This is a genomic window from Streptomyces sp. CWNU-52B, from assembly GCF_047444975.1.
Taxonomy (GTDB): domain Bacteria; phylum Actinomycetota; class Actinomycetes; order Streptomycetales; family Streptomycetaceae; genus Streptomyces.
The window spans coordinates 51,201-63,535 of sequence record NZ_JBLFJV010000027.1 but is presented as its reverse complement, the minus strand read 5'-3'; the positions used below and the strand labels follow the sequence as shown (position 1 = coordinate 63,535).

The window sequence follows — 12,335 nt, the reverse complement described above, 5'->3', positions numbered from 1 at the left end:
CATCGTGCAACGTCGAGCTGTGACGGCCGTGTTGGCCGCGACCACGCTTCTGCTGACGGCAGGGTGCTCCTCTGACGACGGGGAGGACTGGGGCGGCGCGAGAAGTGCGTCTCCGGGCAGCTCGAAGTCCGGCGCCTCGGCCCCGTCCTCCGGTCCCGCGGCCGAGGCGACCCCGCCCGCCAAGGGTTCGGTGAAGGTCGTACGGACCGTCACCGAGGGCCTGAAGACGCCCTGGGGTCTGGCGCCCCTGCCCGAGGGCGGGCTCCTGGTGTCCTCCCGGGACGAGGGGACGATCACCCTGGTCGACGAGAAGACCGGCAAGAAGACCGAGGTGGGTTCGGTGCCCGGCGTCGCCCCCGGCGGCGAGGGCGGCCTGATGGGCCTGGCCCTCTCGCCTTCGTACGCGTCGGACCACATGGTGTACGCGTACTTCACGTCGGACTCGGACAACCGCATCGTGCGCATGCAGTACGACCCGAAGAGGTCGGCCGGTGAGCGGCTGGGCGCGCCCGACACGGTGTTCAGGGGCATCCCCAAGGGCACGAACCACAACGGCGGCCGGATCGCCTTCGGCCCGGACAAGATGCTGTACGTGGGCACGGGCGAGACCTACGTCACCGAGCTGGCCCAGGACAAGAAGTCGACGGGCGGCAAGATCCTCCGGCTGACCCCGGAGGGCGAACCGGCGCCGGGCAACCCGTTCGACTCACCGGTCTACTCGTACGGCCACCGCAATGTGCAGGGGCTGGCCTGGGACCCCGAGCAGCGGCTGTTCGCCTCGGAGTTCGGCCAGGACACCTGGGACGAGCTGAACCACATCAAGCCGGGCGGCAACTACGGCTGGCCGGAGGTGGAGGGCGAGTCCGACGACTCCAAGTACCAGAGCCCGATCGACCAGTGGGGCACCGACGAGGCCTCCCCCAGCGGTATCGCCTACGCGAAGGGCTCGGTCTGGATGGCGGGCCTGCGCGGCAAGCGGCTGTGGCGCGTCCCGCTCAAGGGCACCGAGGAGTCGGCGGACCCGCAGGCCTTCCTGGAGGGCGACTACGGACGGCTGCGCACGGTGGTCGCGGCGGGCGGCGACAAGCTGTGGCTGGTCACGAGCGAGACGGACGGCCGGGGCACCCCGGGCGACGGGGACGACCGCATCCTGGAACTGAAGGTGACGTAGCAAGCCACCGACGACACCCCCGCACGGGGCCGCCGGAACGACCCTGCTCACCGATCCGGCCATGGGGCCCACTCGGGCCACTCTCGTCGGCCCGACCGCCTGGACCGCTCAGCGGTCGGAGTGTTCTCGCCGTTCGGGGGGCCCGATCCACCCGGACGCGCGGCCGGCTCGAACCGCTCTCGGCGGTCCGCCCGCCGCGACCGCTCAGGTCGCGCGCTCAGCGGGCGGGGTGTTCTCGCCCGCCGGGGCGTCACCGTCGGCTCGGACGCGGGGCCCGCTCGGGTCGCTCTCCTCCGTCCGGGCGTCGGGGGCAGTCGGATCGGCGGAGCTGTTCGTGGGGGGTGTCGGTGCGCGGACGGTCACCTTGCCCGAGGCCAGGTCTATCGGGCCCCGTCCGGGGTCGCCGTCGTTCAGGTCCACCCGGGTCAGTTCGAGCCGCTTGCGCTCCTCCTCGGTGTGCTTGCGGCCCGGTGCGAAGAGATCCTCGATCATGTTGAACACGGCGCCTCCCTCGGCCCAGCGTCTCTTACAGCGTAAACCTCACCGCCCGGAACCCGAGGTGGCGGTCTGCGTCTCCGGCTCCGCCTCCGGCGGGAACAGCCGCATCCGGTGGGCCACCGCCGCCGCCTCGCCCCGGCCGGAGACCCCGAGCTTGGCCAGGATGTTCGAGACATGGACGCTGGCCGTCTTCGGGGAGATGAAGAGCTCCTCGGCGATCTGCCGGTTGCTGCGGCCCACGGCCACCAGCCGCAGGACGTCACGCTCCCGGCTGGTGAGGCCGAGCGCCTGGGCCGGGTCCACGGGAGCGAGGGAGGTCCGTGCGGGCACCCTCGCGAGGGTGAGGCGGGCCCGCTGCGCGAGCAGCGAGACGGCGTCGGCGAGCGGGCGCGCGCCGAGGTGGTCGGCGACGGCGCGCGCCAGCCTCAGCAGTTCGGTGGCGCGGCCCCGCTCCTCCTCCGTACCGCCGGAGACCAGCAGCGCCTCCGCGGTCCTGTACCGGACGCGGGCCAGGTCGTACGGACGCTCCAGCGGCTCGAACGCGGCGACCGCCTCGGACCAGTCGTCCGGGGCGTCCCGGCCCTCGGCGCGCAGCAGTTCGGCCCGTACCCAGAGCTCGTACGCCTGCCAGACGGGCACGTTCGTGGCGAGGGACTTGGCGGTCTCACGGAGCCGCTCGACGAGTTCGGCGCGGCCCTGTTCGGCGGCGGGCAGTCCGCGCGCGTCCGCCTCCGCGCTCGCCGCGGCGAGCAGCAGGGGCCAGCCGTAGCGCTGGGTGCCCGGCGGGAAGCCGAGCCGCAGGGCCTGGTCCAGCTCGGCGCGGGCGTCGAGGAGCCGGCCCTCCCCGGCGGCGATGCCGATCGCGAGGGCGGTCAGCGGCAGCGCGTCCTGCGGCACGACGTCATGCGTCCCGAAGTGGCCGCGGGCGAGTGCCAGTTGTTCGCGCGCGGTGGCCGGCTCGCCCCTGGCGAGGGCGAGCCGGGCGTGCAGCGTGCTGCGGAAGCCCCGGGGCTTGGAGCTCTGCCCGACCCGCTCCGCCTGGTAGCCGGCTTCGGCGGCCTCGTCCCAGCGGCCCAGCGAGAAGAGGGAGTCGCCGAGGTTGCCCCAGACCCAGGCCTCGCTGTCCAGCAGGCCGAACCGCCGGGTCAGTTCGACGCCCTCGTGGAGGACGCGGACGGCTTCCAGGGAGCGGCCGACGCCTTCGAGCTGGGACGGCAGGTTCACATGGGCGCGGCCCATCACATAGGCGGCGCCGAGCTCCGTGGCCTGTTCCTTGACCTCGTGCACCTCGGCGAGCCCCGCGTCGATGTCGCCCGACTCGACCAGGAGTCCGCCCAGGGTGAGCCGGGCGTTCAGCTCGATGTCGCGGGCCCCCACCATGCGGGCGTACTGCACGGCGCGCTCGGCGGCCCGGAGCGCGTCCGGTCCCGGCCGGTGCGTCATCGACCAGTGGGCGACGTTGGCGAGGACGTCGGCGTGCACCTCGGACGGCGGCAGCCCGCGGACCAGGTCCTGCGCGGTGCCGAGCTCCTGCCATCCGTCGCCCAGGCCCTGGGCCTCGGTGAGGCGGGAGCGCTGGATCCAGAACCAGGCGGCGCGCAGGGGGTCCTGCTCGTCCTCCAGGAGGTGCAGTGCGCGCTTGGTGATCTTCAGCGCGCGTTTGCGCTCCCCGCAGAGCCGGCCCGCCACCGCCGCCTCGGCCATCAGGTCGAGGTAGCGCAGCGGCGCGGTGGCCGGGTCGCAGCCGCACGGGGGATAAACCTCGGTGTAGTCGATGGGCCGCAGTTCGGCGCGTACGGACTTGGGGGCCGTGTCCCACAGCTCCATCGCCCGCTCCAGGAGCCGTAGTTGCTCCGAGTAGGCGTGCCGGCGGCGGGCCGCCACGGAGGCGTCGAGGACGGCGGGCAGGGCCTTGGCGGCGTCGTGTGCGTGGTACCAGTGGCTGGCCAGCCGGGCGGCCCGCTCCCCGGCCGGGACGAGCGAGGGGTCCGCCTCCAGGACTTCCGCGTACCGGCGGTTGAGGCGGGAGCGCTCGCCGGGCAGCAGGTCGTCGCCGACGGCCTCGCGCACCAGGGAGTGGCGGAAGCGGTAGCCGTCCCCGTCCGGCGTCGCGAGCAGGATGTTGGCGCCGACGGCGGCCCGCAGCGCCTCGATGAGGTCGTCCTCGGAGAGCCGGGCCACGGCGGCGAGCAGCCGGTACTCCACGGTCGAGCCGCCCTCGGCGACGATCCTGGCGACCCGCTGGGAGCTCTCGGGCAGGCTCTCGACCCGCACGAGGAGCAGGTCGCGCAGCGAGTCGGTGAGGCCGCCGCAGCCGCAGCCCGCGCGGGCGGCCACGGCCAGTTCCTCGACGAAGAACGCGTTCCCGTCGGAGCGGGCGAAGATGTCGTCGACCTGGGCCGGATCGGGCTCGGCGGCGAGGATCCCGGCCATCTGGCGGCCGACCTCACCGCGGCTGAAGCGGCCGAGTTCGATCCGGCGGACGGTGCGCAGCCGGTCGAGTTCGGCGAGCAGGGGGCGCAGCGGGTGCCGGCGGTGGATGTCGTCGGCGCGATAGGTGGCGACGACGAGGAGGCGGCCGCTGCGCAGGGTCCGGAAGAGGTAGGCGAGGAGGTGGCGGGTCGAGGCGTCCGCCCAGTGCAGGTCCTCCAGGAGGACGACGACCGTGCGGTCGGCGGCGACCCGCTCCAGCAGGCGGACGGTGAGTTCGAAGAGGCGGGCCATGCCGTCCTCGTCGTGGCGCCCGCGCGCGCTCTCGCCCAGTTCGGGCAGGAGCCGGGCCAGGTCCTCCTCCTGGCCGCCCGCCGCGGCGGCCAGTTCGTCGGGGAGGCGGCGGCGCAGGGCCCGCAGGGCGGTGGAGAACGGGGCGAAGGGCAGTCCGTCGGCGCCGATCTCGACACAGCCGCCGACGGCCACGACGGCGCCCTCGCGGCAGGCGCCGGCGGCGAACTCCTCGATGAGCCGGGTCTTTCCGACGCCGGCCTCGCCGCCGAGCAGCAATGCCTGTGGCTCGCCCGCGGCGGCGCGGGCGAGCGCGTCGTTCAGTACGCCCAGTTCGTCGGTCCGGCCGACGAAGACCGGACTGACGGACCTGGTCTCCACAGGGCCGAGCATCGCACAGGGGTCCGACACCGCGGCACTGGTTATCGGGGGCACCGTGGCCGGGAGAGCGGTCACGGTGCCCCCGCCCCGCCCGGGGCGGCCGGCCCCCTCACGGCCGGCTTCCGGTGGCCCGGCGCTCATGCGGCGCGGGTGAATCGGAGCCGGCGGTGCCGTTGGTCGCTCACCCGCCCCTCGCCGTCGTGGCGCGCTGATCGCGCGGCCTCGCGCCGGGCGGCACGACGGCTGCGGGCGGCCTCACGCGCCATGCGGTAGTTGTCGGCGTCGCGGATCATCTCCGCGGAACGGATCTGCTGAAGCTCGTACGCGAACATCCCGTACCCCTCTGAAGAGTCATGCGTGGTGGGTCACAGCCGGCGGTGCCGAGTGGCCGCCGGCCTCGCTGGCCGCCGGCCTCGCTCGTCGGCGATGACTCCACCTTCGGCTCCAAGGGGGGTGCGCCGCATCGGGAGAGTTCCGCATCTTGCACGCACGAGGGGCCTTAGTCCCGCCGTAAGTCGCTCACGGCGGGACTAAGGCCCCTGGGGACGTGCGGTTGTTCAGCTCGTGGTCGGCATGCCGAGGAGGACGTCGGAGTACTTGAGGGCGGCCAGCAGCAGACCGATGACGCCGAGCGCGACACCGGCCCAGGCGACGGACTTGACCCACGGGAACTGGGCCGGGATCCGGTCCGGGTTGCCGAACGCGGGCCTCACCAGCACCACCACGCCGACGATCAGCGCGGCGAGCGCGAAGAAGCCGGCGACCAGCGCGTTGGCGTTCCAGGAGTCGGCGTACACCTGCTTGATCTGGGTGGCGACGGGCGAGCCCTGCGCGGTCTCCAGCTGGCCGTAGAGCGAGTCGCGGGCCTGTGCGACGGTGCCGATCCAGCTGCCCGTCAGCGAGACGATGCCGAGTCCGGCGGAGACGACCGCGGCGGCGCCCATGGCCACGCCCGAACCGGCTCCCGCCGTCGCGGCGACGCCGTGCGCGTCCTCGCCGTCGTTCTCTTCCTCGTCCAGGTCCTCGGAGCCGGAAACGGAATCGGAAGCGGAGCCGGAAGCGGAACGGTCGTCGGCCGCCCCGGCGTCCGCGGCCTCGCCGGCCGCCTCCACCTCACCGATCTCTCCGGCCTCTCCGGCCTTCCCGGCCGCGCCCTTCTCGTCGTTCTCCTCGTCGCGCCTTGCCTCGGTGCCGGTCTCGATCCCGGCCTCGTTCTCTGTCTTGGTTCCCATGCTTCGCACCGTACGGACGCTGTCTGAGAATTTCTTTAAGATCCCAGGATCGTCACGCGTGGGTCGGCACATCACCGCATTTGTCGCCCGGAGTCCCACCGAAGCCCCGGATCGCTCCGTTCACCTCACTCCGTACGCGCGCGTGCGGCCCGCCACTCCCCCGCGAGGACCGACCACACCTCGGTGTCCTGCCGTACGCCCCGGTGGAGGTGGCTCTCCCTGAGGACGCCCTCGCGGCTCATGCCGAGCCGTCGTGCCACGTTCAGGCTGGGCTCGTTGCCCGCGGCGGCGTACCACTCCACGCGGTGGATGCCGCGCTCGTCGACCGCCCAGTCGATGAGGACGCGTACGGCGCGCGTGACCAGGCCACGGCCGGCCGCGCCGGGCTCCAGCCAGCAGCCGACCTCGCAGACGCCCTGCCGCGCGTCGAAGGTCCGGAAGAGCACTCCGCCGACGAGTTTCCCGTCCAGCCACAGCCCGTGCAGGCTGCCCGCGTCGGCGGTCTTCTTGTCGGCGTACGACGTGAGCAGCTCGCGCGCTGAGTCGACATCCGTGGCGCCCGCCCCGAAGCCGATGTACTGCTGGACGAACTCGCGTCCCCGGTCGAGATGGGCGAGGAACTCCTCCGCGTGCCACGGTTCCAGAGCCCGCAGTTCGGCTCCGTCGTCACCCAGGGATATCGCGTACATCCTGTCGCCGCTCCTTCACTCCCGCGTCCACCAGCGCGTCGTCCCGCGCTCCCGGGATCCTCGCACGGGGGCCTTCGCCGGTGCTGAGGATTTCCGGCGGCCCGCCGCTGAGGCGCTTCGGGGCAGTTCGAGGCAGTTCACGCGCCACCCCGATGAGCCCTGTCGCCCCGCAGCGCGTCCGGGGTGCGTCCGGGTGCGGCCTCAGCGCCCCTCGTAACCCCGCAGGAACGCCCGCACCCCGGACGCGATCAGCTCGTCCCGCTCCTCGTCCGCGATGGGGATCGCTCCCTGGTACGTACGGTCGCTGATCTCGGCGCCGGTGAGCTGCAGGAAGTGGGTCGCCGCTCGCGCCGGGTCGGCGGCGTCCAGGAGCCCCTCCGCGGCCAGTTCCCGGAAGCGGGCGGCCACCTCCTCGAGGGCTCGCTCGGGACCGGCGGCGCGCCACGCGTCCAGGAACTCCTGCGGGATGTGGCCGACCTCGGCCCGCAGCTGCCGTACGACGGCGAAGTGGTCGCGGTAGCGGTACATCGGCGCCATCCAGGCGTGCGCGAAGTCGACGAGGTCGGCCTCCAGGTCCGTGACCTTGTACAACCGTCGGTCGACGGCGTCGAGATGAGCCTGTACGACGTCCTCCGAGCCCTCCACGACGACGACCCGGAAGAGCTGCGCCTTGCCCTGCGGGAAGTGGTTGTAGATCGTGCGGGAGGAGACCCCGGCCTCCTTCGCGATGGAGTCGATGCCGGCGCGGGTGTAACCGTCGCGCCCGAAGACCCGGCGGGCCCCCCGCACGATGGCCTGCCGCTTCTCCACGAGCCCTTGCCTCACGCACTGCCCCTTCCCGTCGCCCGCCAAGGTATCCGGAGCAGGAACAGTACAACGCTCGTTGCACTCATTGCCATGGTCGTTGTACTTTCCCGTCATGCCGAACTCACCCTTGTCGAACCCCTCTAACCCCTCGAACGCCCCGCTGCGCCTCGTCGTCCTGACGGGCTCGACCCGCGAGGGCCGCTTCGGTCCCGTCGCCGCCGACTGGTTCCTGCGGTTCGCCGCCCGGCGCGACGATCTCGAACTGGACCCGCTCGACCTGGCCGACCACCGCCTGCCCGAGGTGGCGTCCACCGCGCCGCACCCGGAGGCCGCCGAGGTCACGGCGCGTCTCGCCGCGGCCGATGCCTTCGTCGTCGTCACCCCTGAGTACAACCACAGCTTCCCCGGGCCCCTGAAGAACGCCATCGACCTGCATTTCGCCCAGTGGCAGGCCAAGCCGGTCGGTTTCGTGTCCTACGGGGGCCTCGGCGGCGGTCTGCGCGCGGTCGAGCAACTGCGGCTCGTCTTCGCCGAACTGCACGCCGTGACGGTGCGGGACACGGTGAGCTTCCACCGGACGACGGAGAACTTCGCCGAGGACGGTTCACTGCTGCGCCCCGAGATCCCCGAGGGCGCGGCCAAGGCGATGCTGGACCAGCTGACCTGGTGGGGCCGCACGCTGCGGGCCGGCCGAGCCCAGGCGGCATACGGCGCCTGACGGAACGACGTACGGGCAGACGCCCCAAAGGGGCGCGAGGAACTGCGCGACCAGCCACGGCCGGCCCGCAGCCGACGTACGACGACGACACCGCCGCTGCCGCCGTACAACGCCTGACCAACGCCTGACCGCGGAACGCCGAAGGGGCGGCACACCCCAAGTCCAAATCGGGGGTACCGCCCCTTCGGGCAGGAAACCGGCGGCTAGCCCTCGACGCCCAGCTTCTCCATAATCAGCTCCTTGACGCGGGCCGCGTCGGCCTGCCCCCGCGTGGCCTTCATGACCGCACCCACCAGCGCACCCACCGCCGCCACCTTGCCGCCACGGATCTTGTCCGCGACGCCCGGGTTCCCGGCGATGGCCTCCTCGACGGCGGCCGTCAGCGCGCCCTCGTCGGAGACGACCTTCAGACCGCGCTTCTCGACGACCTCGTCCGGAGTGCCCTCACCCTTGACGACACCCTCGATGACCTGGCGGGCCAGCTTGTCGTTGAGCGAGCCCTCCTTGACCAGCGCGGCCACCCGGGCGACCTGCTCGGGCGTGATGGCCAGGGCGTCCAGCGACACCTGCGACTCGTTGGCCGCACGCGCCAGCTCACCCATCCACCACTTACGGGCGGACGCCGCGTCCGCGCCCGCCTCGATGGTGGCGACGATGGGGTCGATGGCACCGGCGTTGAGCATCGACTGCATGTCGTGGGCGTTGACGCCCCACTCCTCGCGCAGCCGGTTGCGCCGGGCCAGCGGCTGCTCGGGCAGGGTCGCCCGCAGCTCCTCGACCCACGCGCGGGACGGCGCGACCGGCACGAGGTCGGGCTCCGGGAAGTACCGGTAGTCCTCGGCCTCCTCCTTCACTCGGCCCGAGGTCGTGGACCCGGTGTCCTCGTGGAAGTGGCGGGTCTCCTGGATGATCGTGCCGCCGTCGTTCAGCACGGCGGCGTGCCGCTGGATCTCGAAACGGGCCGCGCGCTCCACGGACCGCAGCGAGTTCACGTTCTTCGTCTCGCTGCGCGTGCCGAACTTCTCCCGGCCGTACGGGCGCAGCGACAGGTTCACGTCGCAGCGCATCTGGCCCTGTTCCATCCGGGCCTCCGAGACGCCGAGCGCCTTGATGAGCTCGCGCAGCTCGGCGACGTACGCCTTGGCGACCTCGGGAGCTCGCTCGCCCGCGCCCTCGATCGGCTTGGTGACGATCTCGATGAGGGGGATGCCGGCGCGGTTGTAGTCGAGCAGCGAGTGCGAGGCGCCGTGGATACGGCCCGTCGCGCCGCCGACGTGCAGCGACTTGCCGGTGTCCTCCTCCATGTGGGCGCGCTCGATCTCCACGCGGAAGACCTCGCCGTCGTCCAGCTGGACGTCGAGGTAGCCGTTGAAGGCGATCGGCTCGTCGTACTGGGAGGTCTGGAAGTTCTTCGGCATGTCCGGATAGAAGTAGTTCTTCCGGGCGAAGCGGCACCACTCGGCGATCTCGCAGTGCAGCGCGAGACCGATCTTGATCGCGGACTCCACGCCGATCGCGTTGACGACCGGCAGCGCGCCGGGCATGCCGAGGCAGGTCGGGCAGGCCTGCGAGTTGGGCTCGGCGCCCAGCTCGGTGGAGCAGCCGCAGAACATCTTGGTCTTCGTGCCGAGTTCGACATGGACCTCCAGGCCCATGACGGGGTCGTACGACGCCAGCGCGTCCTCGTACGACACCAGGTCGTCAGTCGTGACAGTCACGGTGAAACATTCCCTCTCAGCCCAGCAGGACGTCGTCGTCGCCCAGGCGCTTGAGCTCCCGGTAGAGGATGGCGAGGCCGGTGACGATGGCGGCGGCGGACACGGCGGCGTCGATCAGCCTCAGGGTGTCCCCGTCGGCGCGGGCCAGCTTGACCTGCTTGGCGACACTGATCGCGCCGAACGCGGTACTGCCGAGCGACACGTAGACGCCGGTCTTCGACTTCTTGAAGTTCTTTGCCTTCTTGGCCATGGCACTCACAACGACGGAGCCTCCTCGATCAACGGGTGGCCCCAGCGTTCCACGAACGCGGCCTCGACGGCGGCACCCACCTTGTACAGGCGGTCGTCCTTGAGGGCCGGCGCGATGATCTGGAGGCCGACGGGCAGGTTGTCCTCCGGCGCGAGACCGCAGGGCAGCGACATCGCGGCGTTGCCCGCGAGGTTCGTCGGGATGGTGCACAGGTCCGCGAGGTACATCGCCATCGGGTCGTCGGCACGCTCGCCGATCGGGAAGGCGGTGGTCGGGGTCGTCGGGGAGACGATCACGTCGACCTGCTCGAACGCCTTCTCGAAGTCCCGCACGATGAGCGTGCGTACCTTCTGCGCGCTGCCGTAGTACGCGTCGTAGTAGCCGGAGCTGAGGGCGTACGTGCCGAGCATGATGCGGCGCTTGACCTCGTCGCCGAAGCCCGCCTCACGGGTGAGGGCGGTGACCTCCTCGGCGGAGTGCGTGCCGTCGTCGCCGACGCGCAGGCCGTAGCGCAGGCCGTCGAACCGGGCGAGGTTGCTCGAACACTCGGACGGGGCGATGAGGTAGTACGCCGACAGGGCCAGGTCGAAGGACGGGCAGTCCAGCTCGACGATCTCGGCGCCCAGCTCCTTGAGGAGCGAGACCGACTCGTCGAAGCGCTGGACGACACCGGCCTGGTAGCCCTCGCCGCGGAACTGCTTGACGACGCCGACGCGCAGGCCGTCCACGCTGCCGTTGCGGGCGGCCTCGACGACGGACGGGACCGGCTCGTCGACGGAGGTGGAGTCGAGGGGGTCGTGCCCGGCGATGACCTCGTGCAGCAGGGCCGCGTCGAGGACCGTACGGGCGCAGGGCCCGCCCTGGTCGAGCGAGGACGAGAACGCCACCATGCCGTACCGCGACACCGCGCCGTACGTCGGCTTCACACCGACCGTGCCGGTGACGGCGGCGGGCTGGCGGATGGAACCGCCGGTGTCGGTGCCGATGGCGAGGGGCGCCTGGTAGGAGGCGAGGGCCGCGGACGAGCCGCCGCCGGAGCCGCCGGGGATGCGGGTCAGGTCCCAGGGGTTGCCGGTGGGCCCGTACGCGCTGTTCTCGGTGCTGGACCCCATGGCGAACTCGTCCATGTTGGTCTTGCCGAGGATGATCACGTCGGCGGCCTTCAGCCGCTTGGTGACCGTGGCGTCGTAGGGCGGGATCCAGCCTTCGAGCATCTTGGACCCGACGGTGGTCGGGATCCCCTCGGTGGTGAAGATGTCCTTGAGGGCGAGAGGCACGCCGGCGAGCGGTCCGAGCTTCTCCCCCCGCTCCCGCTTCTCGTCGACGGCACGGGCCTGGGCGAGCGCCCCTTCCCGGTCTACGTGCAGGAAGGCGTGCACCTTCTCGTCGACGGCCTCGATCCGGGCGAGGTGCGCCTCGGTGACCGCGACGGCGGTGAGCTCGCCGGCGGCGATCCGCGAGGCGATCTCGGCGGCGGTGAGCTTGATGATGTCCGTCATGGTGATTAGTCCTCCCCCAGGATCTGCGGCACCTTGAAACGCTGCTGTTCCTGGGCCGGGGCGCCGGAGAGCGCCTGCTCGGGGGTGAGCGACGGACGGACCTCGTCCGCGCGCATGACGTTCGTCAGCGGCAGCGGGTGGGAGGTCGGCGGTACGTCTTGGTCGGCGACCTCACTGACGCGGGCGACCGCGCCGATGATGTCGTCGAGCTGACCGGCGAAGTGGTCGAGCTCTTCGCCCTTCAGCTCCAGACGCGCCAGTCGGGCGAGGTGGGCGACCTCCTCGCGCGTGATGCCAGGCATGCGGCGATCCTCAGGGTGAGTGCGTGTGGTGTGGCCCAATCCTATGGGGCCCGCGAGATTCCCCGTACATGGGTTTCCCCCCACCCACCCGAGACCGCCCCCACGCGCCGCCCGACACACGCGAACCAAGCAGCCGCGACGCGCCTGCGGCAAGTCGTGCAGCCCGGGGCGCCTCGCGCCTTGCCCCGCCGGAGGGGCTCGTACCGCTCGGGCGGCGCCCGCGGCAGGTTGCCAGCCTGCGTGTGTCGGGCGGCGCGTGGTGCGGCTCGGGGTGCCTCGGGGCCTCTCGGGCGGGGCCCGGGTTGTTCGTCACATGGGCGTGCACAGGCCGTATCGCACGGGCCCGCAG

Annotated in this window: 12 protein-coding genes; 2 read left to right on the top strand and 10 right to left on the bottom strand. The window is 72.1% G+C overall.

Going from position 1 to position 12,335, the window contains the following annotated elements; genetic code table 11:
- Window positions 1-19: 19 nt before the first annotated feature.
- On the top strand, window positions 20-1,171 hold the full coding sequence (locus ACLVWQ_RS24915; RefSeq protein WP_414111390.1) for a PQQ-dependent sugar dehydrogenase: 1,152 nt from the start codon (window positions 20-22) through the stop codon (window positions 1,169-1,171).
- A gap of 204 nt (window positions 1,172-1,375) precedes the next feature.
- On the opposite strand, the gene ACLVWQ_RS24910 is transcribed toward ACLVWQ_RS24915, so the two are convergent.
- From ACLVWQ_RS24910 to ACLVWQ_RS24885, 6 genes are all read right to left on the bottom strand, one after another.
- A complete protein-coding gene (locus ACLVWQ_RS24910) occupies window positions 1,376-1,663 on the bottom strand; it encodes a DUF6191 domain-containing protein (RefSeq protein WP_414111573.1) in 288 nt (95 codons plus the stop codon).
- 48 nt (window positions 1,664-1,711) lie between these two features.
- Window positions 1,712-4,783 (bottom strand): helix-turn-helix transcriptional regulator, encoded by a 3,072-nt coding sequence (locus tag ACLVWQ_RS24905; RefSeq protein WP_414111389.1) that lies wholly within the window; start codon window positions 4,781-4,783, stop codon window positions 1,712-1,714.
- Window positions 4,784-4,908: 125 nt separating this feature from the next.
- Entirely contained in the window at window positions 4,909-5,103 is a 195-nt protein-coding gene (locus ACLVWQ_RS24900; protein ID WP_414111388.1) for a hypothetical protein, read from the bottom strand.
- Window positions 5,104-5,328: 225 nt separating this feature from the next.
- A complete protein-coding gene (locus ACLVWQ_RS24895) occupies window positions 5,329-6,003 on the bottom strand; it encodes a hypothetical protein (RefSeq protein ID WP_414111387.1) in 675 nt (224 codons plus the stop codon).
- 125 nt (window positions 6,004-6,128) lie between these two features.
- Window positions 6,129-6,692 (bottom strand): GNAT family N-acetyltransferase, encoded by a 564-nt coding sequence (locus ACLVWQ_RS24890; RefSeq protein ID WP_414111386.1) that lies wholly within the window; start codon window positions 6,690-6,692, stop codon window positions 6,129-6,131.
- A gap of 201 nt (window positions 6,693-6,893) precedes the next feature.
- Entirely contained in the window at window positions 6,894-7,517 is a 624-nt protein-coding gene (locus tag ACLVWQ_RS24885) for a TetR/AcrR family transcriptional regulator (RefSeq protein WP_414111385.1), read from the bottom strand.
- A gap of 94 nt (window positions 7,518-7,611) precedes the next feature.
- Between ACLVWQ_RS24885 and ACLVWQ_RS24880 the strand changes: the two genes are divergently transcribed.
- Window positions 7,612-8,217 (top strand): NADPH-dependent FMN reductase, encoded by a 606-nt coding sequence (locus ACLVWQ_RS24880; protein ID WP_414111384.1) that lies wholly within the window; start codon window positions 7,612-7,614, stop codon window positions 8,215-8,217.
- Between the two features lie 203 nt (window positions 8,218-8,420).
- On the opposite strand, the gene gatB is transcribed toward ACLVWQ_RS24880, so the two are convergent.
- Genes gatB through gatC form a run of 4 tightly spaced genes read right to left on the bottom strand, consistent with a single transcriptional unit; the run spans window position 8,421 to window position 11,986 of the window.
- A complete protein-coding gene (gene gatB, locus ACLVWQ_RS24875) occupies window positions 8,421-9,935 on the bottom strand; it encodes an Asp-tRNA(Asn)/Glu-tRNA(Gln) amidotransferase subunit GatB (RefSeq protein WP_414111383.1) in 1,515 nt (504 codons plus the stop codon).
- A 16-nt stretch (window positions 9,936-9,951) separates the two neighbouring features.
- Window positions 9,952-10,185, bottom strand: coding sequence for a hypothetical protein (locus ACLVWQ_RS24870; protein ID WP_055518688.1), 234 nt, complete (start codon window positions 10,183-10,185; stop codon window positions 9,952-9,954).
- Between the two features lie 5 nt (window positions 10,186-10,190).
- A complete protein-coding gene (gene gatA, locus ACLVWQ_RS24865; RefSeq protein ID WP_414111382.1) occupies window positions 10,191-11,684 on the bottom strand; it encodes an Asp-tRNA(Asn)/Glu-tRNA(Gln) amidotransferase subunit GatA in 1,494 nt (497 codons plus the stop codon).
- Window positions 11,685-11,689: 5 nt separating this feature from the next.
- Complete coding sequence (gatC, locus tag ACLVWQ_RS24860; protein WP_015036350.1) at window positions 11,690-11,986, bottom strand: Asp-tRNA(Asn)/Glu-tRNA(Gln) amidotransferase subunit GatC; 297 nt, start codon at window positions 11,984-11,986, stop codon at window positions 11,690-11,692.
- Between the last annotated feature and the right edge of the window lie 349 nt (window positions 11,987-12,335).